This is a genomic window from Ruegeria spongiae (assembly GCF_023502395.1).
GTDB classification, from domain to species: domain Bacteria; phylum Pseudomonadota; class Alphaproteobacteria; order Rhodobacterales; family Rhodobacteraceae; genus Ruegeria_C; species Ruegeria_C spongiae.
Genome location: NZ_JAMFMB010000003.1, coordinates 84,956 through 108,955 on the forward strand (window position 1 = coordinate 84,956; position 24,000 = coordinate 108,955).

Consider the following 24,000-nt stretch of genomic DNA (forward strand, 5'->3'; position numbering starts at 1 on the left):
TCAGGAAGCAGTTTCTGGTTTTGCGTTCGGATGGTTCGCCGGTGGTTGGCCAAGCGGCGCCTTCAACGCGACACTGCCGACCTTGGCGCGCCGCTTGAGCTGGCGGATCACCACCGGGCATTTTGTCTCGGACTGGTAGAGCACCTGACAATGCAGGCAGGTGACGCATTCGTTCGGATTGATCTCGCCGGTGGGGTGGATCGCCTGAACCGGGCATTCATTGGCGCAGGTCTGACAGGGCGTGCCGCATTCCTTGTAGCGCTTGAGCCAGTCGAACATGCGCACCCGCGCCGGAATGGCCAGCGCCGCGCCCAACGGGCAGAGATAGCGGCAATAGAAGCGTTCAATGAACAGCCCAATCCCCAGCAGGAGCAGCGCAAAGACCACGAACGGCCAGTCGCGCATGAATTTCAGGATGATCGCGGTCTTGAACGGCTCAATCTCGGCATATTTCTCGGCCAGCGGGATCGAGACAAAGCTGAGGCCGAAGAGACCGAGGAAGATCATATATTTTGCGGGCCAAAGCCGTTCGTTCAGGCCCCACGGCAGGGTCCATTGCGGCACGTGCAATGCCCGCGCGATCTTGTTGGTCAGCTCCTGCAGCGCGCCGAATGGGCAGAGCCAGCCGCAATAGGCCCCACGACCCCAGAACAGCAGGGCGGCGGCGACAGCGAACCATTGGATGAAGACCAGCGGGTCCAGAAGGAAAGCATCCCATGAGAAGCCCGTGCGCAGGCTGCCCGCCAGCGCCATCAGGTTCACCACACTCAGCTGTGCATTGGCATACCAGCCGATAAAGAACAGGGTCATGGTCAGATAACCGATGCGGAACCAGTAAAAGACCCGGGCGTTCATCGTGGCGTGGAACTGGAAGAAGAAGGTCGCGGTCAGTATCAGCAGCATGACGCCCAGACCGGCAATCTCGACCGTGCGATCCTTCCAGATACGTTTCCACAGGGCGGCTTTGGCGGCGGCTTCTCCGGTGGCGTCATCCACTACAGTGGGGGCTGCGACTGGCAACAGGTACTGCTCGGGCAGCTTGTAGCCCAGATCGAAGGTCAGGAAGGTTTTCTCAACCGCACCCACGGCCCGTTGCACCAGCAGTTGCAGGCGGAAAGGCTCGGACGGTTTAAACTCGGCCTCGGCGGGGATTTTGAAGATGTCCAGCTCGGTGAAACTGGGCGCATCCGGGGCTGCAACCCTGCCAAGGCGCTCTTGCTGCTTGTCAAAGAAGCGGACCGAATTGTCGCCCTGAATAAGCTGAATCCGATCAAAAATCCCGCCGCGGACATAGCCGGAGCCCTTGAAACTGTAGGCCCCGCGTCCCAGCACCAGAATGGCCTGTTCGCCTTCGTCCAGCCATTCGGTCAGGTTCGCGTATTCGGCCTCACCCAGCAGCGACTTGCCGATCGACGGAACTGAGACCAGCGCCATATGCATGTCGATGAAGGTGTCATCCGGCTTGCCTGGTTCGGGGCGTTTGATCGCACGCTGATCACCGGTGGCCTCAAAGGCCGCGTTGACCTGGCCTACATCCAGTGTCAGCCGTCGGATCGAACCGTCGCCCGAAAGCGTTGCCCAGTCGTATACGGTGTCCTGCGCCATGTCGACTTCGCGCTTCGGTCCATCTGCCTGTAACGGAGACAGGTCCCCCAGACCCAGTGCACGGGCGACCTTGATCCCACCACGCACAAGGCTGTCATCGATCACCATGATCGTCACCGTCGCGCCCGAGATGATGTCCAGATCGTGGCCCTCGCCACCGGTCTCGGCCTCGCGTTTCAGATCCAGCCCGGTATAGCCTTCGGTCAGCGCCACCATGCGCGAGTTCGGAATACCGATCAGCACGATGGGCTCGGAGTGTTTGACCAGTTTCACACCGGTCAGCACCGCATCCGCATCAATGGCGGCAACCACGTGGATGGGTTTACCGGAATAGCCCGTCGTGCCCACAAAATCTGAGGTCAGAAAGGCCCAGGCCACAGTCTCGCCACCCCGCAGTACGGGCGCGACGGGCACATCCTCGCGCACCGGGCCAAAGCCATCGGCATCCGGCGCAAGCTCGGCAGGGGAAATGTCGGGCAGGAAGCTGGCCAGACTGTCGGCCCGCGCGCCAAGCGCCAGAAGGCAGGACAGGACAAGGACCAAAAACAGTTGGGTTGCGCGACTTACGACCATGGCGCACCTCCGGTTCTGGGGTCGGACGCCATGGACGCGCGCAGGGCGCGTTCAGCAATATTCAGGGCCGCGCGCGGAGGCCCCCGGTTGTCCGGCCAGAACTGCGCCGGATTTCGGACATCGCTTTGGGCCAGATGGCGCGATTCCACGTTCATTGGCTCGGATGCCATATTCAGGACCGGTTCCGAGATCAACGGCGCGCAGGAACTGATCGCGCAGAGCGTGCAGTTCTGGCACTTCGGGCAGGGTTCGCTGTCTCGTTCTTCACCTTCGCTGTCAATCTGGATCCAGACCGCCGCACCATCGGAGCAAATCTCGATCCAGTCGCCGTTACCCGCGCGGGCCAGCGACGGTGCCATCACCTGCAACAGAATCAGCACAACTCCAAAAACCGCAGAAGCGCTTTTGGGAACGGCCCTGAGTATTTTTGTGAGGTGGTTCATGAGTCCAGTTCAGCAATGCGACGCGCGACTTCTACGCCAAACCGTTCCCGCACCTCTTGACATAGATCATGTCGCAGCGGTTTTACGGTACGGAGCCGGTTGACAAAGCTGGCAGCGGGCGTGATTGCTCCGGGTCTATCGGCTTCTGCTCTAGCAAAGGTGCCAGACGTGACGCATGACGCCCATAAACTCGTGGCCCGCAAATCGCTGCTGGTCCGGTCGCTTCCTGAAAAGCATGTCGAGAATGTGCTGAGTCATGCCTTGTGGCGCAGCTATGGCCGGGGTGAAACGCTGTTCCTGCAAGAAGAGAGCGCGCAGGCGATCCATGTGGTTCTGGACGGATGGGTCAAGCTCTACCGAGTTTCGCCGACCGGTGCCGAGGCTGTGGTCAGCGTCTTTACCCGCGGCGAAAGCTTTGGCGAGGCGGTGGCCCTGCACAACCGCCCCTACCCGGTCTCAGCCGAGGCGGTGACCCCTTGCGAGGTGATGCACATTCCCGCCAATGTCCTGATCTCGCTGATGCGCAAGGACCCCGAAATCGGGATTTCGATCCTCGCCGCGACGTTCAGCCATCTGCACGGGCTGGTGGCACAGCTTGAGCAGCTCAAGGCACAGACCGGTGCACAGCGGGTGGCCGAGTTCCTGCTGAATCTGTGCCAGAACAGCGCCGGTGGCTGCGAGGTCACGCTGCCCTATGACAAAATGCTGATCGCTGGGCGTCTGGGCATGAAACCCGAAAGCCTGTCGCGCGCCTTTTCCCGCTTGAAAGCGGCCGGTGTGAGTGTCAGCCGCAACCATGCCGAGATCGCCGACATCGAGGCCCTGCGCGACTATGCCGAAACCGATCGCGCGGATAGCTGGCACAAGGGCTAGGTCAGGCGCCCACCAACTGCCGATAGATCTGCGGCAATGCCATCGTCAGACGCGCCGGATCGGGGATCACCGCGAACCCGCCCTGCCCGAACATGCGCGGGAACCAGCTTTTGCCGGTTTTGTCCACGGTCACGCCAAAGACCGATTGCCCCGCGCGGCGCGCCTCTCGCACCGCCATGGCGGTGTCCTCAATCCCATGGCGGCCCTCGTAATGGTCCAGATCGTTGGGTTTTCCGTCAGTGATCACCAGCAGCAGGCGGCGTTTGCGGCTCTGCTCCGCCAGATCGGCCGAGGCATGGCGGATCGCCGCGCCGAGCCGCGTGTAAAAGCCGGGGCGCAGCGAGGCGATGCGCTGTTCGACCCGTGGTCCCATCGCTTCGTCGAACCCCTTGCAGCGTTGCACATAGACCCGGTCGCGCTTGAGCGATGAGAACGCGTGGATCGCAAAATCATCCCCGCAGGCATTCAGACCCCAGGCCAGCGCCGCCAGCGCCTCTCGTTCAACATCGATGACCGCCTGCCCGGACACAGCGCTTTCGGTCGAGCGGCTGACATCCAGCAGGATAGACACCGCCAGATCGCGCGCCTCGGGCCGTGACTGCATCCAGATACGGTCATTGCCCTGACCGCTGACAACGCGGTCGGATTCGGCCCGCACCGCTGCATCCAGATCCATCTGATCGCCATCCAGATGGCCCCGCGTCATCACCCGCCCGGGACGCAGCGCCTCGAACTGGCGCTTGACCATGCGGATACGGCGGGCGGTGGCGGGGTCCTGAACAAAGGCGTCGGCCTCGTCCCTGATATCGGCGACTGAGGTCAGAACGTTCACGTGATCGGGCAGATACTGACCCGAGCGCACATCCCATTCGGGATACAGCACCCGGCCCGACAACCGCTCGCGATCCACATCCTCTGGGGCAAGGTCGAGATGCAGCTTCAGGCGCGTCGGCGGCGCCTTGGAAATCTGGCCGAGCCCGATCTCATCCTGATCGTCTGCGGCCTTCTTGGCGTTGTCGGGATCGTCATCATCCACGCGCCGATTGAGATTGAGGAATTCGGTCCAACTGAGGATCGCTTCGAACTTGTGCAGGATGAAGCTGTCGCTACGGGCAGCCTGATCCGATTTGCGACGCCGTGCACGATGGGTCTTCTCTCCGGACTCTTCCGGCGGTCCCTCGGTTTCGCGGCTTTCCACCTCATGCGCGTCGGAAAATGTCACCGCCCGCAACTCGGGCCAGAGGGGCACCGGGCGAAACGGCTGATAGCTGCGCGGGGCGCGCGTGTCGGGATCAAGCTGCCGTGCCTGCTCAGAAAGCGGGTTGGGATCACCCAGCATTTGGCAGATCAGCTCCTCCACCGCCGCTTCGACGGGGGGCAGGTTCGGCACCCTGCGCAGATGCAGCAACCCTTTGCACAACTCTTCATAAAGCGGACGCAGACCGGGCGCGTTTTCCAGCGTTCGGGCAACCATTTCGCGGGCCGCATCCAAGGCGCTCAGATCGGCGCGCAGCGGGTCGTGCTCTGTGATCTGCGTTCCGGCATGGGCCGAGACGGCGGCCAGCCAGACATAAAGCGCGGCATTGGCTGCGCGCACCGGATAGACCGCCAGCCGGTCCGGCAGGCGCAGGACCTCACCGTCGAAACTGGTGCGCGGCAGCGCTTCGGCTTCGGTGCCAAGCTGTCGCCGCCAGCCCAGCCGGTGACGCGAGACTTCGGGCGAGACCGGGCGCAGTTCTACACTCGCCCCACCGCCAAGCCCGCGAAAAAGAACGGCCAGCCGCCCGGCAACCTCAGAGAGGTCGACCGCGGCCTCGTCATGCGCCAGTGGCGCATCCAGACGGCTGGCAAGGCTGTGCCACAGTTTCCCGATGGTTTCTTCGGGTTCCCATGGCTCGAACTCGATCCTGGCCATCTGCCGGCCTCACCCAAAGACGGCAGTGACAAGATCGAGGAGGCCGCGTTTGATATCCTCGTCATCGGTCAACGGCTCGACCATCGCCGCAAGAATCGCGCGGTCGACCGACATGCCCTGCGCGATCAGCGTTGCGGCATAGACCACCAGCCGGGTCGAGACGCCCTCTTCCAGATCCTGGCCTTTCAAACCACGCAGCTTGCCCGCCAACCGCACCAATGCGGCGCAGCGATCCGGGTCGAGCCCGCTTTCCTGCGCTACGATCCGCGCCTCGACAGGTGCGGCAGGAAAATCGAACTCCATCGAGAGGAAACGCTGCCGGGTCGATGGTTTCAGCGTCTTGAGGATGTTCTGGTATCCGGGGTTGTAGGAGGCCACCAGCATGAAGCCGGGCGCGGCCTCCAGCTCTTCGCCGGTGCGGTCGATCGGCAGGATGCGTCGGTCATCGGTCAGCGGGTGCAGCACCACCGTCACATCCTTGCGCGCCTCGACCACCTCATCAAGGTAGCAGATCGCACCTTCGCGCACCGCGCGGGTCAGCGGGCCATCGACCCAGACGGTCTCGCCCCCTTTCAGCAGGTAACGCCCGATCAGATCGGCGGCGGCCAGATCATCGTGGCAGGCAACGGTATAAAGCGGCCGACCCAGCTGCGCCGCCATATGCGCCACAAACCGGGTTTTGCCGCAACCGGTCGGCCCTTTCAGCAGGACCGGCAGGTTGTTGGTATAGGCTGCGGTGAAGACATCACATTCATCGCCCTGGGCGAGGTAGAAGGGGGCGTCTGCCGCCCCCGTCTCAAGATGCAGGGATCCATCCATATCCATTACTCCGCAGGCGTTTCAGCCGCGCCGGGCTCGATGACCTCTTTGCGAGGCACCCAGATGGCGTAGATGAACAGCAGCGCGCCGATCACCACCACAAGGCCCGAGCCGAAGCGCATCCAGTAGAAGATTTCGACCTGATCCTGCACGTCCATGTAATAGTCACCCAGCACCCGCTGCATATGGGTCTGGATGGTGCCCGCGAAGGTCAGCACGAAGGTCATGAAGACCATGCCACCCGACATCATCCAGAACGACACCATGTTCAGCACCTGATTGTAGGGGTCACGCCCTTTCAGGATCGGCATCGCATAGGTGAAGATCGCCAGATTCAGCGAGACATAGGCCCCGAAAAACGCCAAGTGACCATGGGCAGCGGTGATCTGCGTGCCGTGGGTATAGTAGTTCACCCCGTGCAGCGTATGCAGGAAGCCCCAGACACCCGCCCCGAAGAAGGCCAGCGTGGCACAACCCAGCGACCACAGCAGCGCGGCCTTGTTGGGATGATCCCGGCGGCCCTTCCAGACCATCACAAAGGCAAAGGCCATCATCGCGAAGAACGGGACCACCTCAAGCGAGCTGAAGATCGAGCCGATCCACTGCCAATACCCCGGTGTGCCGATCCAGTAATAGTGGTGCCCGGTGCCCAGAATGCCCGAGAACAACGCGGCAGCCACAATGACATAGAGCCATTTTTCCACCACTTCGCGGTCAACGCCGGTCAGTTTCAGCATCAGGTAGGCGAGGATCGAGGCCATGATCAGCTCCCACACGCCTTCGACCCACAGATGGACGACATACCACCAGTAAAGCTTGTCCAGCCCCAGGTTTTCCGGGTTGTAGAAGGCGAACAGGAACAGCAGCGCCAGACCCCAGAGGCCCAGAAGCAGAATGTTGCTGATCGCGGTCTTGCGGCCCTTCAGCACCGTCATGGTGACGTTGTAGAGGAAGATCAGGGCGGCAACGACGATCCCGGCCTTGACCCATTTGGGCTGCTCAAGGAATTCACGCCCCTCCTTGCCGAGAAAGAAGTTCCCCTCGAACAGGTTGAAGACATAGGTGACCACGACGCCAAGCGTGCCGATTACCAGGATGGCCAGCTGGATATAGGCCAGCTTGGTCGAATGGATCTCGCGCTCGGTCTCTTCGGGGATCAGGAAATAGGCCGCGCCAAAGAAGCCGGTGATCAGCCAGACGATCAGCGAGTTGGTGTGCAGCATCCGCACGATATTGAACGGCAGCGCTTCCGACAGCGTGTTCGGAGAGACATAGATCCAGCCGGCCAGCAAGCCGCCAAGCACCTGGATCGCAAACAGCGCCATGGCCACGGCGAAGTAGGCCAGCGCGATTTTCTGGGATTGATATTTCATAGGGTTAAGCCCTCCTTAACCTGCGTCATTCGGCGGCCATTGCTGGGCGTCGATATGGTCTGTCCAGATGAGGAAATCGGTGAGGTTCTGTATGTCTTCATCGCTCAGGTCAAAATTCGGCATCTGCCGCCGCCCTTCGATCCCGGTCGGCTGGCTTTCCATCCAGCCCTTGAGCGAGTCGTAGGCTGATTCCGGGTCGTCCAGCACGCCCCAGCGGGTCATCACATTGGCCAGCTCGGGGGCAAAATAGGCGCCCTCGCCCAACAGGGTGTGGCAGTTGATGCAAGCGTGGTCCTCCCACACGCGTTTGCCGGCGGCGACGCTTTCGGTCAGCGGCTGGGACGCGGTCGAGGTGTTTACGATGTAGCGGTGTGAGTGAATTGTCAGCCCCACAAAAATGAGGATGAAGAACAATGACCCGCCATAGAAAATATTGCGGGCCATGCTTTTGGTCATGACTTCGCGCATTGCGCTCTCCTTTGCGCCGCGTTGGTGATGAGGGCAACCATGTCGGGTGCGGGCGACCGGGGCCTTAACGAAAGTCAAGCCTGCGGGATTAAGCCCGCTATTTCGGGTGCCGGGCACGGGACAGGGGAAATTTGACGACCAAAGTGGCAATCCACTTTGAACCGGATTTGATGCTAGGGTTCCGATGAACACCAGAAAGATGACCAAGCCGAAAGCGAACAATCGGCTTGCGCGGGATGGTCACATCGCACAGCCCTCCGGGCCAATGGCTATTGGTGGCCCGGACCTGCCAATAACTGAACGAAGAAACACTCAGGGAGGACAGAATGCTCGATACAACACTTGCCGACCGGACTCAGGCTTTTCTGGACGATTTCGGACAACTGAAAGCACAGCAGGAGGGGATCGACACCCCGGTCTATGGCCTGCAGAAGGTGCATCACCTGGGGCGCTGATGCCACGTGTTCTGAATGGATCTGGAGATCAGGGCATCGGGTTTGGCCCGCGCGAGTTCGTCACCAAAACTGGTAAGCCCACCACGCGCGAGCAATTCCGGTCGGTCCGCCAGCATGTGCGCGCGCCGCTCCATCAGGCGCTCTGAAATGTCAGGCTGGCCGGCTTGCAGCGCCAATTCGCCCAGGTCTTTTGTGTCGTCGACATAATCTTGCGGGTTTTCCATCGCCTGATCAGCCTCCAGCGCCGCCAGAAGCATTGCAGTCGCTTTGCTGTTTTCACCGTTGGCCAGATAAGCCCTTACCAACATTCGGTGGATCGACAGGTCGTTGGGGTTCAGTTGATGTGCGGCCTCGAGCAACGCAATACCGCGTTGAGTATCGCCGCCCGACTTTGCGGGTAAGAGCAGAATCTGGCCCAGCAGCCTCTGGCCTGTGCCCTCAAGCGCCTCGGGGTTGTCGGCGATCGCGCGTTCCAAGTCCACTGTCGCCGAGCGAAGGGCAGCGATGCGCTGTGCGGAGGTCGTGTCTCGCCGGGTCGAGGCGGTCGCGAAAGCAGCCCGCAGAATGCGGGCTTCGGGAATTGAGGACAGCAAAGGCTTGATGCGGGCGATAATCTCGGCGCCCGAGGCACGGGTCTGCTCCCAGCGAACTGCCAGTTCGCTTGATAGGGCGACGCTCAGGTCGGGGTCGGAATAGCGCTTGTCCAGAACATCAAAATATTCGACATGCGCTGCTAGGACACCCAACGTGGTTTCGACCTTGTCGGCGCGAAAAGTCAATATCGCCCAAAGTGCCGAACTGGGCGCGGAAAGCTGCTCCACCGCCTCAGTTCCGTACAAAATCGCGCACCCCATCGTGGCGCGGTCCCACTTATGCGTTGCAGCCGCCTCGAACGCCTTCATTTGCGCGCTCCAACCCTCGATCTTGGGGCATTTGATCGACGCCTCCACCTTGGCCCGGTGATGTGTATTCACTGCGGGATCAGAAGATTTCAGGCTTGCGGTTTGCGCAATCGCAGCGCTGCCGCACAATGCAACTGTCAATGCCACCCGGCACAGAGACCTTGGGAGTGTCGACCATGCCCGCGCCGCTTTCCCGCGCGTCGTCCGGGAACGGGCGCAGCGAAGCAACCGGCGTGTCGCCATTGGATTGCGGGCTTGAGACAGGGTCATATTCTGGGTGCTTTTCTGGCGAAGGGCCTGCGACGATATCTCATGTTGTCTGTCACGCAAAAATAGACCTTCCGGCGCGATCGGTATTGACCAACCCAACAGCATTTTTGACATTTCGAGACAAATGCGCCCAGATCACGCGGTTGTTGCATGCCGAAGCCCCGGCTCGGGTGGCCTGATTGGGGACGCCCAATAACCGGCGACCAACCCTTTCTTGAGAGGCATGGACGAACGGACCGGCATCTGAGCCGACTCCAATGCGATCACGCCATCGGAGTCATTCCACGCCAACAAGCCGGGAGGTTAGATCGCGGACAGCCCGGCGTTTGTGTTCAGCAGATATTGCGAGAAAAACGGAGTGCTTGCCGCGCCGATCCCACGGGCGTTACCGCCAATACCGCCCGGATCAATATTGGGGACCACCAATCCGCGCGTGTCCTGGTTGACCAGGTAGCGTCGCACCCGCTCCACCAGCTCATTGCGAACGGGTTCGGGAAAGGCACCGTCGATCAGGATCCCCTCGAAATCGATTACCGAGCAGATAGACAGGGACGCCTTGGCAAGCTCCTGCGCCGTCTCGCCGATCCAGGGGTCGACATAACGTGACAGGGCGCTCCAGTCCTGTGGTTGTTGCCAGAGCAGTTGCGGGTCCAGGCCCGCCTCGATCAGACGCGCCTCGAGCAGGTGGATTGAGGCCACGTCGATCAGTTGTCGGCTTTCCCCCAGGGGTCCGGTGCTGCGCATTGATCCAAGTGCCCCGGCATTCCCCTGGTTGCCCTCAAAAACCGTGTCATTCAGCACAACCCCACCGCCAATGAACGATCCAATGAAGAAATAGGCGTAGTCGTGGTATTTCTTGGCACTGCCGTAAAGATGCTCGGCGCGGCAGGCCGCGGTCGCGTCATTGACTACAAAAACCGGCAAGTCGCTGAAATCCGCGACCCGCGCCGCAAAGCTCAGGTCTTTCCAGACTTCGAGCTTTCCAGCAGGTGCGCCCACCAGATCGTGCCATTTCCACAATTGGAACGGCACCGCTACTCCAATGCCGCAAAGACGGGCGCGCGTGCTCTCGTCCATCTCCTGGCACAGGGATTCGATGCCCTGTTCAAGAAATTCCAGAAGCGTTTCGGGCATCGGATAGGGAAACGACGTATGCAGCTGGTTGCGCACCCTGCCCGCGAAATCGAGCAACAACAGATCCGCGCTGCGGCGCCCGATCTTCAATCCCAACGACAACACGCCGTCGGGGTTCAACTCCATCGGAATCGACGGTTTCCCGACCTTGCCCCGGATCGGCTGACCGCGCGTGACGAACCCGTCTTTCTCTAGCTTGCGCAAGATCACCGAGACCGTCTGCGGCGACAGCCCGGCGCGGCGCGCCATGTCGATCCCCGGCAAGGCGCCGTTGCGTTGCAACATGGACAGAAGCAGACGTTCGTTATAGTCGCGAACCCCACTTTGGTTCACGCCTCCGGCACGTCCTCTGACATCCTGGCCATCCATGACGCCGACCATACTCATCTCCTGTTCAGAGGAAAGATGCCAATCACCGTTTAATAAATCAAGTTTATTTATTTATTGACAGGTCGCAGGGAATCAGGCTTGCTAGAAGCCAACCTGAAGCCGGGAGAGCGTTCAGGTGCAGGCCGGGTGAGTTTGCCCCGGCGTCAGGATAATTCCTTGGGAGGACATCATGAAAAGACTTTTGACTTCGTCGGCATTGGCTTTGACCGCGCTGGCCGGAACCGCGTCGGCGGATGAGGTTGCCGCCTGTCTCATCACCAAAACGGACACCAACCCCTTCTTCGTCAAGATGCGCGAAGGTGCCGAAGCCAAGGCTGCCGAACTTGGCGTGAGCCTGAACAGTTATGCCGGCAAGGTTGATGGGGACCACGAAACCCAGGTCGCCGCCATCGAAACCTGCATTGCAAGCGGTGCCAAGGGCATCCTGCTGACGGCGTCCGACACCAGTTCGATCGTACCGGCCGTTGAGCAGGCCCGCGACGCAGGACTGCTGGTCATCGCACTGGACACGCCGCTTGAGCCGATCGATGCCGCGGACATGACCTTTGCCACCGACAATTTCCTGGCCGGTGAACTGATCGGTCAATGGGCAGCGGCGGCTCTTGGAGACGAAGCAGCCAATGCCAAGATCGCAATGCTTGACCTGGCCGTCAGCCAGCCGACAGTGGGCGTGCTGCGCGACCAGGGTTTCCTGCAGGGGTTCGGCATTGATCTGGGCGATCCCAACAAATGGGGCGATGAGACCGACCCCCGTATCGTCGGCAATGACATCACCGCCGGTAACGAGGAAGGCGGTCGCAAGGCGATGGAAAACCTTCTGGCCAAAGATCCGGAAATCAATGTGGTCTACACCATCAACGAACCCGCCGCCGCCGGGGCCTATGAAGCGCTCAAGGATATCGGGCGCGAGAACGACGTTCTGATCGTCTCGGTCGATGGCGGCTGCCCTGGCGTGGACAACGTCAAGGATGGTGTGATTGGTGCCACCTCGCAGCAATACCCGCTGCTGATGGCGGCCAAGGGGATCGAGGCTATCGCGGCCTGGGCCAATGACGGCACCAAACCGCAAGCCACCGATGGCAAGGATTTCTTTGATACCGGCGTGTCGCTGGTCACCGACCAACCCGTCGATGGCGTGGACAGCATTGACACGGCCAAGGGAACCGAGTTGTGCTGGGGCTGACCTGCCTTCGCGCCACCTGAACATACAAGGAAAGAGCGGGAACCGCCCCGCTCTTTCCGGCCACCCTTTTCTACGCTTCTGCCGAGAGAAAACCGATGCCCCCATCAGACAATTACGAGTCTGTCGCCACAAGCGCAGAACCCGAGATCGCCTCATTTGATGACACCGGGAAAGGGTTGGTCGGACGGTTTCATCACGCGCTTCATACCACGCCGGCACTTGTTCCGCTGATCGTTCTGCTGGCAGCGATCACGATTTTCGGCCTCCTGCTGGGCAGCAAGTTCTTCTCGCCTTTTGCCCTGACCCTGATCCTGCAGCAGGTGCAGATCGTAGGCATCGTGGCCGCCGCACAAAGCCTTGTCATCCTGACGGCAGGCATCGACCTGAGCGTCGGGGCCATTGCAGTGATCTCATCGGTGGTGATGGGCCAGTTCACCTTCCGCTACGGTTTGCCGGTCGAGATTTCGGTGATCTGTGGCCTGCTCTGCGGCACCGCAATCGGATACGCCAACGGCTGGCTGATCGCGGTGATGAAACTGCCACCCTTCATCGTGACGCTTGGTATGTGGCAGATCGTGTTGGCCGCCAATTTCCTCTACTCCGCCAACGAAACCATCCGCAGCCAGGATATCGAAGACAACGCGCCCCTGCTGCAGGTGCTGGGCGCCAAGGTCAATGTCGGTGGTGCGGTCTTTACCGTGGGTGTGATCTTCCTGATTTGTCTTGTTCTGGTGCTGGCCTATGTGCTGCGACATACCGCCTGGGGGCGGCATGTCTATGCGGTGGGCGACGACCCCGAAGCGGCCGAATTGTCGGGGGTCGACGTTCGCCGGACACTGATCTCGGTCTATGCGCTTGCCGGTCTGATCTGTGCTTTCGCGGGCTGGGCTCTGATTGGCCGCATTGGATCGGTTTCGCCCACTTCAGGACAGCTTTTGAACATCGAAAGCATCACGGCCGTGGTGATCGGGGGCATCTCGCTTTTTGGCGGACGCGGTTCGATCCTGGGCACGTTTTTCGGGGCACTGATCGTCGGTGTCTTCACGCTGGGCCTGCGCCTGCTGGGTGCGGATGCGCAATGGACCTTCCTGCTGATCGGCGCGCTCATCATCGCGGCCGTCGCCGTGGACCAGTGGATCAGAAAGGTGGCAGCATAATGGAACCGATCCTGAAAGGCCGTGGACTGGTCAAACGCTATGGCAAGGTGACCGCGCTGGACAAATGCGATTTCGACCTGATGCCCGGAGAGATCCTGGCCGTAATCGGCGACAACGGTGCGGGCAAAAGCTCTTTGATCAAAGCGGTTTCGGGCGCCGTGATCCCGGATGAAGGCACCGTGACGCTGGAAGGTCAGGATGTACAGTTCTCCTCACCGATCGAAGCCCGCGAGGCGGGGATCGAGACCGTGTACCAGACCCTCGCCATGTCCCCTGCCCTGTCGATTGCGGACAACATGTTCATGGGCCGCGAGATTCGCAAACCCGGCTGGCGCGGCAAGTATCTGCGCCAGTTGGACCGCACGGCGATGGAGAAGTTCGCACGCGACAAGCTGACCGAGCTTGGGCTGATGACGATCCAGAACATCAATCAGGCAGTGGAAACGCTGTCGGGCGGGCAACGGCAAGGCGTTGCGGTGGCCCGCGCCGCCGCCTTCGGGTCAAAGGTCATCATTCTTGACGAACCCACCGCCGCGCTGGGGGTGAAGGAAAGCCGCAAGGTGCTGGAACTGATACAGGACGTGAAATCGCGCGGCATCCCGATCATTCTGATCAGCCATAACATGCCTCATGTCTTCGAGGTCGCCGACCGCATTCATGTGCATCGGCTGGGCAAGCGGCTCTGTGTGATCGATCCAAAGGATTACACCATGTCCGACGCCGTGGCCTTCATGACCGGCGCAAAAGAGGCGCCCGTTGCCGCATGATGGCGCTGGACCCACCGGTCGCGACGCTGATCGACACCATCCGCGCCGCCCCCCGTGCGGGCCGACGGCGGCTTGTGGCGCTGGCCGGAGCGCCTGCCAGTGGCAAATCCACATTGGCCGAAGCGCTGGCGCAGGGGCTCAACGCCTGCGGATGTAACACCCAGGTGGTGCCCATGGACGGGTTCCACCTGCACAACCCTATCCTGATCGAGCGCGGATTGCTTGACCGCAAGGGCGCGCCCGCGACTTTCGATGTCCTGGGTTTTGCCCACCTGATATCCCGCCTGCATGCCGAAGACGAGGTCTTTTACCCGACCTTCGACCGCGCCCGCGACATCGCGATTGCCGGAGGCGGTCTGATCGGCCCGCATTGCGACACGGTCATCATTGAGGGGAATTACCTGCTTCTCGATACCCCCCAGTGGCGTGACCTGCACAAGCACTGGGATCTCTCTATTCGCCTGGACGTGCCATTGCCAACCCTCGAGAAACGGCTGATTGACAGGTGGCTGGATCACGGGTTGTCCCAAGAGGACGCCACCGCCCGCGCAACCCGGAACGACATTGCAAACGCCCACACCATAGCGCAGGCCACCCTACCCGCAAACGTGACAGTCACGACAGTTTGACACGGCCCCCACTGGCAATTTCACAGAGCATCCGGCGCAGGCCTGATGGTTTCGCCAAATCCCCACGCAAATGCCATTGACCAGCATAGGTTGCAGTCCTGCCGGGCCACCCTTATGGGCGAAACCTTGCGCAGATCAGGAGGGGCGTTTGACGGAACCGGGGTCGGATGGTACCATTTCGCCATATATTTTTAAGTTACTGCAATTTTTTGTGCGCACCCATTTGCGCAAAACCAAGGTAATGAGTGACTACAACTTTCGAAGGCCAGCCCCATCCGATCCAAGCGACCCCACACGTCTAACGCGTCTTGTGATCTAGAAATTTTCGCATCGGTCGTTCGATAACCAAACCCTTGTCGCTCGTTATTCAGAACCTCAATTTCAGAGGAGCGTCTGATCATGGCGAATTCTAAGTCGACGAAACCAAAGACACGAAAACCCAGGAAAAAGGGCTCTGGCGGCTCCGGCGGTGGGAACGGCCGGGGATACGGCGACGGCGGAGGCGATGACGAGCCTACCGGCGAAGTGCCTGAAAACCTCGATGTTCACGAGGCCTTTCTGAAACACCGGCTCGAAGGGGGTGAAGAACCCTCTTCGCAAGCCTATGCCCGCGCTGTCGAACAATTCAAGAAACTTCCCGGCGCCATCCGCGGCAAGCCTGCCTTCATCCCACCCACCCCTCCGGACGACGATGACGGAGACGACGGCGATAGCAGTGGCGGAGCGGAGGGCAAGAAATGATACCGGGAACAGTTTGGAAACCCATTGGCCCCAGCCCGATCACGGGCGGGCGCGAAGATAACGGTCTGATCACATCCATCGCGACGCATCCCAGCGATCCGGATATCGTTTATGTCGGCACTGCCGATGGCGGCATCTGGAAAACCGGAGACGGAGGAGCAAATTGGCTGGCCCTTTTTGACGAAGAACTGTGCCTGGCGATCGGTGAACCCAATTGCGTGGCCATCGACCCCGGCGACACCGATGTGATCTATGTCGGCACAAGCACGCGGGGTGCAGTCTCGGTGCAGCAGAGGGTCGGCATCTTCAAATCCTTCGACGGCGGGTCCAGTTGGATTCTGCTCGGTTCGGGCTATCCCGAGGGCAATGACGGCAATGCGGATGATTTCGCGAACCGCAATGTTAATTCGATCGTTGTCGATCCGGCAAACTCGCAGATCGTTTATGCCGCGACGAGCAGTGGCGTCTGGGTCTCGAACGATGGTGGCCAGAACTGGGTTCAGGGTGCCGGGACGGCGACTTTCGACGCAAGATCGCTGGAGCTTGACACCACCTCACCGGCAGGTGCGCGCATCCTTTATACGGGTATGAGCCGTCAGGGCGTGTTCCAGTCCACCGATGGCGGTGCCAACTGGGCACCGATCATGACGACAGCCACCCCGGCGGTTGCGGCCGTTCTGGGCGGCGGTGTGGTGATGGGCCAGGTCCTGGCGCGGCTTGCACCCCCGACCTCGCCCCCTGCTGTGGGCGGTATTCAGGTTATCTATGCGGTCATCGCCCATAACGTTCGGGGCTCCAACCCCGATCCGATCGGTCTGTTCATGAGCACGGATCAGGGCGCGACTTGGACCCAACAGGCCGCAGCAGGTGCTGCCGCCGCGACCACCTTTGCGGGCTACTGCATGACGCTGGCGGTTGATCCGGCCTCGCCCGGGGATGGGGCCAACGATATCCTGTATTGGGGCACCCAGAACCAGGTGCGGTCTTCCGATTCAGGCGCAAACTTCGCCAATGTCTCGAACGGTCTGCATGCCGATACCCATGCCTGGGGCTTTTTCCAGCCGCCAGCGCCCGCGTCTACCACGGTCTATTGCGGAAATGACGGCGGCATCTTCCGGTCGACGGATGATGGCGCGACATGGACTGCGCTGAATTCTGGCGGCTTCCAGACCACGCTGATCTACAACATGGACATCAAACCCGGAGCTTCCGGTGACGTGACCGTCGCGGGCTTTCAGGACAACGGGCACAAGCGCACTAATGGCGCGCTGGGATGGACATCAATCGGCGGCGCGGATGGCTGGGACATTGTCTATGACGGCGTGACCGCCGATCGCATGCTGTTCACGCGCAACGGCGGCAACCCCGCAACCCGGGTGCGCCGGTCGACCGATGATGGCGGCAGCAACAATGACGTAACACCATGGGCTGGAGGCAGCGCCGAAGATGCCTTCTATCTGGCTAGCCTTGCCGCTGATCCCGGAAATGACGGAGTCTTCTACGTCGCGAGCAACGCGAATATCTGGCAGAGCCTCGATGGTGGTGTCACCTGGCGTGCGATCTTTCCGATTGCCTCGGGCTTTGTCACACCAAGGATCTCTGTCTCGCCCACCAACGGCAATAACGTGGTCGTTTCCGCCGGCAGTCAGGTTTTCGTGTCGACCAACGCGATGGCGGCAACGGTCGGGCTTCCCAATGGCGTCACTTTCACCAACATCACACGGAACTTGCCGGGCCGAAATGTCACCCGGTCGGCCTTCGATCCCAACGATGAAACGGCGATCTTCAGCGTGCTTGGAGGTTTCGCCACGGCTTTCGCGCCGGGGCACGTTTTCCGTACCACGATTGGCGGCACCCAATGGGCCGATATATCGCCCGATGTGAACGTGCCGTTCGGCGCCATTGCTCTGGACGGTGACGAGACTCCCTCGACCATTTATGCAGGCTGCGATTTGGGCGTGCTGCGCTCGGTTGATCGGGGCAATACATGGTACGTGCTGGACGACCTGCATTTTCCCAACGCGCCGGTGACCGATATCGTTGTCGGGCGCGGTTCAAACGTGTTGCGTGCGGCGACCTATGGGCGTGGCGTGTTCGAATTTGCCGCGCCAGAAGGCCCGGTTATTGCCGTCAACCTTGAGGACAGGTTCGAATTCGGCAGAGTCTGCGAAGGCCCGGTGTCGTTGACCTTGCAGATCTTCAATGTCGGCACTGAAGATCTGATCATCAAAAGCGTGCAGCGTATCCTCGGCTCGACCGCGTTCAACGTCGAAGCCTTCCCTTCCACACCCCTGTCGATTGCCCCCGGAGGAGAGGTCGACTTCACGCTGACCTATACGCCTTCGGCTCCGGGCGCGACGGACCTGGCAACCATCCGGATCGCAAGCAACGACCCGGAATCGCCAACCGTCGATCTGCTGGCAAGCGGCGAGGGCGGCACTGCGGCAGCCGAGTTGTCGATTGCCGATAGTGGCGATTTTGGTGAGGTCTGCGTCGGCAAATTCCGCGATCAGGGGCTCGTGATCAACAATTCCGGCCACTGCCCGCTGCTGGTCAGCGGTATCGCGTCTTCCGCGCCGGAATTCTTCGTGCCCAATACGGTGTCCTTCCCGCTGAAGATCGCACCCGGTGCAAGCATGACGCTGCCGCTGCGCTATCAGCCTACGGCGTTCGGCAATGACCTGTCGGTGATCACCGTCAGCAGCAATGACCCGGACAGCCCTGCGCAGCTTGAGGTGCGTGGAACCGCGCCACCTCCGCGTCTGGTGCTGTCATTCGCCGATGACGGCGATTTCGGAAAGGTCTGTGTCGATCATTTCAGCGACAAGACGCTGGTGTTGTCCAACAGTGGCAAATGCCCGTTGACGATCACGGCAATCTCGTCGAATTCGGCAGAGTTCATCGTGCCGCAGGTCCTGACCTTCCCGATTGTCATCGCTTCGGGGGCTGCAGTGCCGGTGACCATTCGGTTCCAGCCGACCTCCTTCGGCCCAAAAGCAGGCACCAACACGGTCGTCAGCGATGACCCGGCGAGCCCGGCAACCATCGATCTCACCGGGTTTGCCCCAAGCGGCAAACTGACGATCACCGGCACAGGGTGCTTCGGCGGGGTCGAACTTGGGACCCACGCCCTGACCACCTTTGCGATTTGCAATACCGGCGATTGCGATCTTCATGTGACCAAGGTGGGCTTCAAACCACCCAGCCGCTGCGAAGAGCTCTCTCATTGCGACAACTGCGGATGCGATTGTGACTGTGGATGCGATTGCGGATGCAAGGACGACGGCTATGGCAAACACGGGAGGAAAAAGCCGCACTGCGATCAGAAATGCCTGAATTTCAAGATCGTCAGCAATCCGTTCCCGGCGACGGTCAAGCCCGGCTCCTGTCTGGACCTGATCGTGAAATACACGCCGACCTGCAACAATTCGGCCTGTTGCAAGCTGGTGGTCAGGACCGACGACCCGGACAATAGAAAGGTGTCGATCTTCGTGACCGGCCACCTGAAACGCACTTTGCATTCGGCCCTGAAATGCTGGGCCGGGCAAGAGCTGAGTGACATGATCAAGGCGGGGAAATCCTGTTGACCCATCGCCGCACGATCACCCGTTACGAAGGCGACATGCCAGTGGTGCGGCAGCGTTTCGGCAGAAAAGCGCTGCTTGCACTGTCACCCGAGCTCGCGGTTCTCCTCTCGGCCTTTTTGGCCGGGGCGGTGGCCGCCATGTTGATCATGAGTGTGTTTATTCTGGCAATCACCGTGTTGGTTCTGGGCTTGATTGCCCTAGGGGCAGGCAGGCATATGAGTGGCCGCTGCGGTCCGACCCGGCAGCAAAGGCGTAATGACATGGACCGAGGTTAGGTTTGTTGCCGCGTGAGAACGCCCTGGCCGGGGGATCGGCGCTTGTCGCGCTGTTCCTCGCCGACCTGATCGTGCGGACAAGCTATCAGATCGGCAAGGCGCCAGTGTTGCCGGTCTTTGCGCACGGTCTTGGTGCCTCGCCCCTGTTGCTCGGCGCAATCATATCGGTATCGACCGCGACCGGACTGTTTCTCAAGCCACTGTTTGGCCTGCTGTCGGATTATCGCGGTCGGTGGATCTGGCTGCTGACAGGAACCACGCTGTTCACTGTCATCCCGTGCCTCTATCTCTTTGTCGAACGACCCTCCGACCTGTTCGTGCTACGCCTAATCCACGGGCTTTCGACTGCAATTTATGGGCCGGTGACCCTGGCCTATATCGCCGCCTGGCGCAGTGAAAAAGCGGCCGAAGCCTTTGGCTGGTTCGGGCTGGCACGCACCACGTCCTACATCCTTGGCCCGCTTATCGGAGGTGTCGCCTTGACGTTCGCCGCGCCTGAGATGATCTATGCCGCGACCTGCTTCCTTTCCGCGCTGGCCTTCATTCCGACATTGTACCTGAAAAACGCCGATCACGTCGCGGTTCCGCAAAAATGGTCGCTGACTGGCGCGGTGCGAGCCATCGCATCCAATCGCCCGCTGTTCATTCTTGCCGTTGTCGAGGGCACAACCTATGTGGCGATCTACGCGGTCAAGGCCTTTATGCCGGTCATGGCCCTTGTTGCCGGTCACCAGCCTATCGAGATTGGCACATTCCTTGCGATCCAGGAGGTTGCAAATGCCGTGTTGCGTCCGCCCATGGGACGGCTCGCCGACCGGACCCGCCCCGTGGTTCCGCTACTGCTTGGCCTGGGAGCGCTTGCCACGGGGCTGCTGGTTTTATCGGCTATGGGTCCAACGTGGGTCGCCATGCTGACGGCGGCACTGTTCATTGGCGCGGGTCAGGGCGCGTTCGGCCCGGCGACATTGTCGCTTGTCGCGGGCGCAACATCGGCGCAGCATCTCGGCCTTGCCTTTGGCAGCATCGGCGCCATCCGGAACGCGGGCAAGATCGCCGGCCCAATCGTGGCAGGTGCGCTGGTCAGCACGATGTCCTACCAGGCCTCGTTCGCAAGCATCGCGGCGATCCCCTTGCTGATTGCGCTGTGGATTCTGTGTCTATCCGGAACCTCGTTGGCGATACCTGCCAATGAGGCCATGCGCGTCGAACGGGCGAAGGCACCCCGGAGAGGACGCTAGCGCGCAGTCCGAAAAGCAGCACGTGATGTCTCGATCGATCTTGCCGCTCTGGCAGTTCTATTGCGACGCCCCGAGCTTGATCGCCAACCAATCTTCGACATGTGGCATGTAACTCGCGATTTCTTCTGCAATAGCGGGGGTGCTTTTGAGCCAGGTGTCATAAGCAACAACGTTCTCGGGCCATTGAACCGCCGTTCCAAGCCGATCCGTGATGACACGCAACCAAACGAAGGTGATCGGGTAACCGCAGTCGAACAGTCGCAATCGCTCATGGTCAAACCCCGAAAGCATCGTGTCGAGTTGTTGGAGTCTGGCATTCATCGCAATGATCGCGGCACCAATAATGTCTTGATCTCTGGTGGCCGGATCGACCAGGGGAAAGAACAGCCTGAGCGCTGGCTCCAGTCGGGTATCGTGAAACCTGCTCATCTCGCGGTATTTGGCCCGTTGTCGCGGGTTTTCCGGCATCAGCGGATTGGTCGGGTAAGCCTCTTCCAGATACTCGATGATTGCCTCTGAATCCCCCAGGATGAATTCGCCATCTTTCAGCGTCGGCAGGTTGCCCGAGGGGATGATTGACCTGTATTTGTCAGAACCGACGCCATCCGGTGGCAGTTCCTCTTGCCAGACCAGTTGCTTGTGCCGCAGGGCTATACGCAGTTTCGCGCAGTACAGGCTGTGAGGTATCGCGTAGATCGTCAGCATTCATCCAACCGTCAAACCGTCTGACCGCTCGCCGTGGCGGACAGTCAGACATAGACCCAATCATTGGTCTGCTACTGGGTAAGCTTCCACTTCAGGGCAAGGTCATCAAAGAAATTGCGCTCTGATTTCAGCGCGATCCAGGTGTTCACATAGTTGATCCACACCTGATCCGACTGCGGCAGCAACATGGCAATGGGCGTTGGCGACCGCGGCTCCGATACCGGCACGATCATCATCTGCGGGTATTTTTCCACCAGCTTGATGGCCTCGACATTGGAGGTAATATGGGCGTCTGCGCGACCGGACAGCACCTCCTGAAAATCGCGCGCCGGGGCTTCCACGATCTGATGCTTGGCATCCGGGAAATACTGTTTGACCTGTTTTTCCTGGGTTGTGCCAAGCGTGGCGGCCACGGTTGTTTCCGGCGTGTTCAAATCGTTCCAATCCGAAAAGCGCTCGGCATTCTCGGACAGGATCAATGGAACCGTGGCGAGCGAGAAATAGCTGTCGGAATACCCTGCCGCCTTGGCACGCGCGGCCGAAACCGAGGCCGACCCGGTAATGTGGTATTTGCCCGAGCTGACGCCGTTGACGAGCGTCTTCCAATCCGTTGGCACGAACTCCACCTCGACCCCCAGATCGGTGGCAAGCGCCGTCATGACGTCGATATCATAGCCCGTGTAGCTGTTGGTCGCCGGGTCTTTCATCGTCATCGGGTTCCAGTCACCCGTTGTGCCGACCTTCAGGACCCCCGTACTCAGGACGTCCTGCAAAGCGGATTGCGCTGCTGCCGGCACGGCAAACAGCATCAGCAGAACAAATCCAAGGAGCGGCTTGAGACATTTCATTGTTGGGTCCTCCGGTACACCTGACAGAGAAAGCATTGCTTCAAGATTAATTTATTGCATTTAGGTCAACTAATTACTACCCCTATCTTTAGCAGGAGGAGGTCGCAGGCATGCCAACCGCTAGCCCACTTATCAAGCTGGACGCCGTTTCTAAGCACTTTGGAGAGTTCCAGGCATTGAAACAAGTGTCGCTTGAGGTGAAGCGTGGTGAAAAGGTTGTGATCTGCGGGCCATCCGGGTCCGGGAAATCCACACTGATCCGGTGTGTGAACCGTCTGGAGGCACATGAAAGCGGCACAATTGTCATTGATGGCATCAAGCTGGATGAGAATCCGCAAAACATGCGAAAGATCAGGTCCAAGGTTGGGATGGTCTTTCAGCAATTCAATCTGTTTCCACACCTGACCGTTCTGGAAAACCTGATGCTGGGACCGGTGCGGGCGCGAAAGCTGTCTGCTGACAAGGCCCGCGAAACGGCCCTGACATATCTGGGACGCGTGCGGATTCCCGAACAGGCGGACAAGTATCCGCGGCAATTGTCCGGCGGTCAGCAGCAACGCGTCGCGATCGCGCGCTCCTTGTGCATGGAGCCGGAGATACTGCTGTTCGACGAACCGACATCCGCGCTTGATCCCGAGATGATAAACGAGGTTCTGGATGTGATGGTTGAACTTGCAGACAGCGGGATGACGATGATCTGCGTGACCCATGAAATGGGCTTTGCCAAAAAGGTCGCGGACAAGATGATCTTCATGGATCATGGCGAAATTGTCGAGGAAGCAACGCCGAAGAAGTTCTTCGCCGCCCCGGAAAGTCAACGCTGCCAGGACTTTCTGGAAAAGATCCTGCAACACTGAAGCATTGGAGGTAGGGATGCTGGTGACGCGCCCGTTAAACAAAATCCTGGTCTTGCTGCTTCCACTACTGCTGTCAGGTTGTGCTGCGGACTGGGGTTGGTACGTGGTCAATCCGACAACCAAAACCGGCATGACCAACCTCAGATTTCTGCTCAGCGGGCTGTATTATACGGTTTCCCTCTCGCTGATTGCGATTTTGATTTCCGTTTTTGTGGGCTTGCTGGTTGCCTTGCCGGGGTTGTCACAAAAACCCTACTTGCGGCGGATCAACAGGGTCTATGTCGAACTGGTCCGCGCGATCCCCATTCTGGTTCTGATCTTGTGGGTCTATTATGGCTTGCCGCAGGTAACCGGCTTGTCCATCGGTGTGTTCTGGGCCGGGGTGATTGCGCTCGCGCTGTCCGACAGCGCCTTTCAGGCCGAGATTTTCCGGGCCGGCATCCAATCCATCGACAAGGGGCAGTACGAGGCCTCGCACAGCATCTCGTTGAGCTATACCGACATGATGCGGTTCGTGATCCTGCCGCAGGCGATCAAGCGCATCCTGCCTGCTTTGGGCAACCAGCTGGTCTATATGCTCAAGATGTCCTCTCTGGTTTCCGTGATCGGGATGCAGGAACTGACCCGCAAGGCAAACGAGCTGGTCGTGTCCGAATACCGACCCCTGGAGATCTACACGATTCTGGTACTGGAGTACTTGGTTCTGATCCTGATCGTATCCGCCGGTGTCCGTTGGCTGGAACGAAGGATGAAGACAGATGAGCGTTAATGACCCATGATTTCCATGATGGAA

The 24,000-nt window shown here is 60.1% G+C and carries 22 protein-coding genes; 12 read left to right on the forward strand and 10 right to left on the reverse strand.

The window, feature by feature from the left end; genetic code table 11:
- Positions 1 to 2,178: a NosR/NirI family protein gene (locus M3P21_RS03605; RefSeq protein WP_249706866.1), complete on the reverse strand. Its 2,178-nt coding sequence runs from the start codon at positions 2,176 to 2,178 to the stop codon at positions 1 to 3.
- Complete coding sequence (locus tag M3P21_RS03610; RefSeq protein WP_249706868.1) at positions 2,169 to 2,621, reverse strand: DUF2946 family protein; 453 nt, start codon at positions 2,619 to 2,621, stop codon at positions 2,169 to 2,171. The genes M3P21_RS03605 and M3P21_RS03610 overlap by 10 nt, the downstream gene beginning before the upstream one ends.
- A 168-nt stretch (positions 2,622 to 2,789) precedes the next feature.
- On the opposite strand from M3P21_RS03610, the gene M3P21_RS03615 reads away from it, so the two are divergent.
- A complete protein-coding gene (locus tag M3P21_RS03615) occupies positions 2,790 to 3,494 on the forward strand; it encodes a Crp/Fnr family transcriptional regulator (RefSeq protein ID WP_249706869.1) in 705 nt (234 codons plus the stop codon).
- Between the two features lies 1 nt (position 3,495).
- Here M3P21_RS03615 and M3P21_RS03620 read toward each other — a convergent pair whose 3' ends face one another.
- From M3P21_RS03620 to M3P21_RS03635, 4 genes are read right to left on the reverse strand one after another with little or no spacing between them, the layout of a single operon-like run.
- Complete coding sequence (locus M3P21_RS03620; RefSeq protein ID WP_249706870.1) at positions 3,496 to 5,409, reverse strand: nitric oxide reductase activation protein NorD; 1,914 nt, start codon at positions 5,407 to 5,409, stop codon at positions 3,496 to 3,498.
- Between the two features lie 9 nt (positions 5,410 to 5,418).
- Complete coding sequence (locus M3P21_RS03625) at positions 5,419 to 6,228, reverse strand: CbbQ/NirQ/NorQ/GpvN family protein (protein WP_373319942.1); 810 nt, start codon at positions 6,226 to 6,228, stop codon at positions 5,419 to 5,421.
- A 5-nt stretch (positions 6,229 to 6,233) separates the two neighbouring features.
- Positions 6,234 to 7,601 (reverse strand): cbb3-type cytochrome c oxidase subunit I, encoded by a 1,368-nt coding sequence (locus M3P21_RS03630; RefSeq protein WP_249706874.1) that lies wholly within the window; start codon positions 7,599 to 7,601, stop codon positions 6,234 to 6,236.
- Between the two features lie 15 nt (positions 7,602 to 7,616).
- Positions 7,617 to 8,069 (reverse strand): c-type cytochrome, encoded by a 453-nt coding sequence (locus tag M3P21_RS03635; RefSeq protein ID WP_249706876.1) that lies wholly within the window; start codon positions 8,067 to 8,069, stop codon positions 7,617 to 7,619.
- 326 nt (positions 8,070 to 8,395) lie between these two features.
- On the opposite strand from M3P21_RS03635, the gene M3P21_RS22515 reads away from it, so the two are divergent.
- Positions 8,396 to 8,524 carry a hypothetical protein gene (locus tag M3P21_RS22515; protein ID WP_283780832.1) on the forward strand — a complete coding sequence of 43 codons (129 nt, stop codon included), beginning with the start codon at positions 8,396 to 8,398 and terminating at the stop codon, positions 8,522 to 8,524.
- Here the strand turns inward: M3P21_RS22515 and M3P21_RS03640 are convergent.
- The gene (locus M3P21_RS03640) at positions 8,509 to 9,810 is read right to left on the reverse strand and encodes a tetratricopeptide repeat protein (RefSeq protein WP_249706878.1); all 1,302 of its coding nucleotides are present in this window, start codon (positions 9,808 to 9,810) and stop codon (positions 8,509 to 8,511) included. The two genes, M3P21_RS22515 and M3P21_RS03640, sit on opposite strands and share 16 nt — an antisense overlap.
- Before the next feature lie 189 nt (positions 9,811 to 9,999).
- Positions 10,000 to 11,199 carry an ROK family transcriptional regulator gene (locus M3P21_RS03645; protein WP_373319946.1) on the reverse strand — a complete coding sequence of 400 codons (1,200 nt, stop codon included), beginning with the start codon at positions 11,197 to 11,199 and terminating at the stop codon, positions 10,000 to 10,002.
- Between the two features lie 190 nt (positions 11,200 to 11,389).
- Between M3P21_RS03645 and M3P21_RS03650 the strand changes: the two genes are divergently transcribed.
- The 8 genes from M3P21_RS03650 (at position 11,390) to M3P21_RS03685 (ending at position 20,797) form a co-directional block, all read left to right on the forward strand.
- Positions 11,390 to 12,403 carry a sugar ABC transporter substrate-binding protein gene (locus M3P21_RS03650; RefSeq protein WP_249706881.1) on the forward strand — a complete coding sequence of 338 codons (1,014 nt, stop codon included), beginning with the start codon at positions 11,390 to 11,392 and terminating at the stop codon, positions 12,401 to 12,403.
- A 95-nt stretch (positions 12,404 to 12,498) separates the two neighbouring features.
- Positions 12,499 to 13,560, forward strand: coding sequence for an ABC transporter permease (locus M3P21_RS03655; RefSeq protein WP_249706884.1), 1,062 nt, complete (start codon positions 12,499 to 12,501; stop codon positions 13,558 to 13,560).
- Complete coding sequence (locus M3P21_RS03660) at positions 13,560 to 14,327, forward strand: ATP-binding cassette domain-containing protein (RefSeq protein ID WP_249706887.1); 768 nt, start codon at positions 13,560 to 13,562, stop codon at positions 14,325 to 14,327. Before M3P21_RS03655 ends, M3P21_RS03660 begins: the two co-directional genes overlap by 1 nt.
- The gene (locus M3P21_RS03665; protein ID WP_308445910.1) at positions 14,324 to 14,956 is read left to right on the forward strand and encodes a nucleoside/nucleotide kinase family protein; all 633 of its coding nucleotides are present in this window, start codon (positions 14,324 to 14,326) and stop codon (positions 14,954 to 14,956) included. Before M3P21_RS03660 ends, M3P21_RS03665 begins: the two co-directional genes overlap by 4 nt.
- Positions 14,957 to 15,355: 399 nt before the next feature.
- Positions 15,356 to 15,697 (forward strand): hypothetical protein, encoded by a 342-nt coding sequence (locus tag M3P21_RS03670; RefSeq protein ID WP_249706890.1) that lies wholly within the window; start codon positions 15,356 to 15,358, stop codon positions 15,695 to 15,697.
- On the forward strand, positions 15,694 to 19,284 hold the full coding sequence (locus M3P21_RS03675; protein WP_249706893.1) for a choice-of-anchor D domain-containing protein: 3,591 nt from the start codon (positions 15,694 to 15,696) through the stop codon (positions 19,282 to 19,284). The genes M3P21_RS03670 and M3P21_RS03675 overlap by 4 nt, the downstream gene beginning before the upstream one ends.
- Complete coding sequence (locus M3P21_RS03680; protein ID WP_249706896.1) at positions 19,281 to 19,559, forward strand: hypothetical protein; 279 nt, start codon at positions 19,281 to 19,283, stop codon at positions 19,557 to 19,559. The genes M3P21_RS03675 and M3P21_RS03680 overlap by 4 nt, the downstream gene beginning before the upstream one ends.
- Positions 19,560 to 19,564: 5 nt before the next feature.
- The gene (locus tag M3P21_RS03685) at positions 19,565 to 20,797 is read left to right on the forward strand and encodes an MFS transporter (protein ID WP_249706898.1); all 1,233 of its coding nucleotides are present in this window, start codon (positions 19,565 to 19,567) and stop codon (positions 20,795 to 20,797) included.
- A gap of 57 nt (positions 20,798 to 20,854) precedes the next feature.
- Here M3P21_RS03685 and M3P21_RS03690 read toward each other — a convergent pair whose 3' ends face one another.
- Positions 20,855 to 21,502 carry a glutathione S-transferase family protein gene (locus M3P21_RS03690; protein ID WP_249706900.1) on the reverse strand — a complete coding sequence of 216 codons (648 nt, stop codon included), beginning with the start codon at positions 21,500 to 21,502 and terminating at the stop codon, positions 20,855 to 20,857.
- 71 nt (positions 21,503 to 21,573) lie between these two features.
- Entirely contained in the window at positions 21,574 to 22,350 is a 777-nt protein-coding gene (locus tag M3P21_RS03695; RefSeq protein WP_249706903.1) for a transporter substrate-binding domain-containing protein, read from the reverse strand.
- 110 nt (positions 22,351 to 22,460) lie between these two features.
- Here M3P21_RS03695 and M3P21_RS03700 point away from each other — a divergent pair, with 110 nt between their 5' ends.
- Entirely contained in the window at positions 22,461 to 23,207 is a 747-nt protein-coding gene (locus M3P21_RS03700; RefSeq protein WP_249706906.1) for an amino acid ABC transporter ATP-binding protein, read from the forward strand.
- A 16-nt stretch (positions 23,208 to 23,223) separates the two neighbouring features.
- Positions 23,224 to 23,976 (forward strand): amino acid ABC transporter permease, encoded by a 753-nt coding sequence (locus tag M3P21_RS03705; protein WP_249706908.1) that lies wholly within the window; start codon positions 23,224 to 23,226, stop codon positions 23,974 to 23,976.
- The last annotated feature ends 24 nt before the right edge of the window (positions 23,977 to 24,000 follow it).

What these genes read in the sequence shown, in the direction of transcription:
- M3P21_RS03625 (WP_373319942.1), bottom strand. Translation starts at nt 6,228, where the DNA reads ATGGATGGATCCCTGCATCTTGAGACGGGGGCGGCAGACGCCCCCTTC.
- M3P21_RS03695 (WP_249706903.1), bottom strand. Translation starts at nt 22,350, where the DNA reads ATGAAATGTCTCAAGCCGCTCCTTGGATTTGTTCTGCTGATGCTGTTT.
- M3P21_RS03690 (WP_249706900.1), bottom strand. Translation starts at nt 21,502, where the DNA reads ATGCTGACGATCTACGCGATACCTCACAGCCTGTACTGCGCGAAACTG.
- M3P21_RS03700 (WP_249706906.1), top strand. Translation starts at nt 22,461, where the DNA reads ATGCCAACCGCTAGCCCACTTATCAAGCTGGACGCCGTTTCTAAGCAC.
- M3P21_RS03650 (WP_249706881.1), top strand. Translation starts at nt 11,390, where the DNA reads ATGAAAAGACTTTTGACTTCGTCGGCATTGGCTTTGACCGCGCTGGCC.
- M3P21_RS03605 (WP_249706866.1), bottom strand. Translation starts at nt 2,178, where the DNA reads ATGGTCGTAAGTCGCGCAACCCAACTGTTTTTGGTCCTTGTCCTGTCC.
- M3P21_RS03665 (WP_308445910.1), top strand. Translation starts at nt 14,324, where the DNA reads ATGATGGCGCTGGACCCACCGGTCGCGACGCTGATCGACACCATCCGC.
- M3P21_RS03670 (WP_249706890.1), top strand. Translation starts at nt 15,356, where the DNA reads ATGGCGAATTCTAAGTCGACGAAACCAAAGACACGAAAACCCAGGAAA.
- M3P21_RS03675 (WP_249706893.1), top strand. Translation starts at nt 15,694, where the DNA reads ATGATACCGGGAACAGTTTGGAAACCCATTGGCCCCAGCCCGATCACG.
- M3P21_RS03655 (WP_249706884.1), top strand. Translation starts at nt 12,499, where the DNA reads ATGCCCCCATCAGACAATTACGAGTCTGTCGCCACAAGCGCAGAACCC.
- M3P21_RS03660 (WP_249706887.1), top strand. Translation starts at nt 13,560, where the DNA reads ATGGAACCGATCCTGAAAGGCCGTGGACTGGTCAAACGCTATGGCAAG.
- M3P21_RS22515 (WP_283780832.1), top strand. Translation starts at nt 8,396, where the DNA reads ATGCTCGATACAACACTTGCCGACCGGACTCAGGCTTTTCTGGACGAT.
- M3P21_RS03620 (WP_249706870.1), bottom strand. Translation starts at nt 5,409, where the DNA reads ATGGCCAGGATCGAGTTCGAGCCATGGGAACCCGAAGAAACCATCGGG.
- M3P21_RS03640 (WP_249706878.1), bottom strand. Translation starts at nt 9,810, where the DNA reads ATGTCAAAAATGCTGTTGGGTTGGTCAATACCGATCGCGCCGGAAGGT.
- M3P21_RS03635 (WP_249706876.1), bottom strand. Translation starts at nt 8,069, where the DNA reads ATGCGCGAAGTCATGACCAAAAGCATGGCCCGCAATATTTTCTATGGC.
- M3P21_RS03645 (WP_373319946.1), bottom strand. Translation starts at nt 11,199, where the DNA reads ATGGATGGCCAGGATGTCAGAGGACGTGCCGGAGGCGTGAACCAAAGT.
- M3P21_RS03705 (WP_249706908.1), top strand. Translation starts at nt 23,224, where the DNA reads ATGCTGGTGACGCGCCCGTTAAACAAAATCCTGGTCTTGCTGCTTCCA.
- M3P21_RS03630 (WP_249706874.1), bottom strand. Translation starts at nt 7,601, where the DNA reads ATGAAATATCAATCCCAGAAAATCGCGCTGGCCTACTTCGCCGTGGCC.
- M3P21_RS03610 (WP_249706868.1), bottom strand. Translation starts at nt 2,621, where the DNA reads ATGAACCACCTCACAAAAATACTCAGGGCCGTTCCCAAAAGCGCTTCT.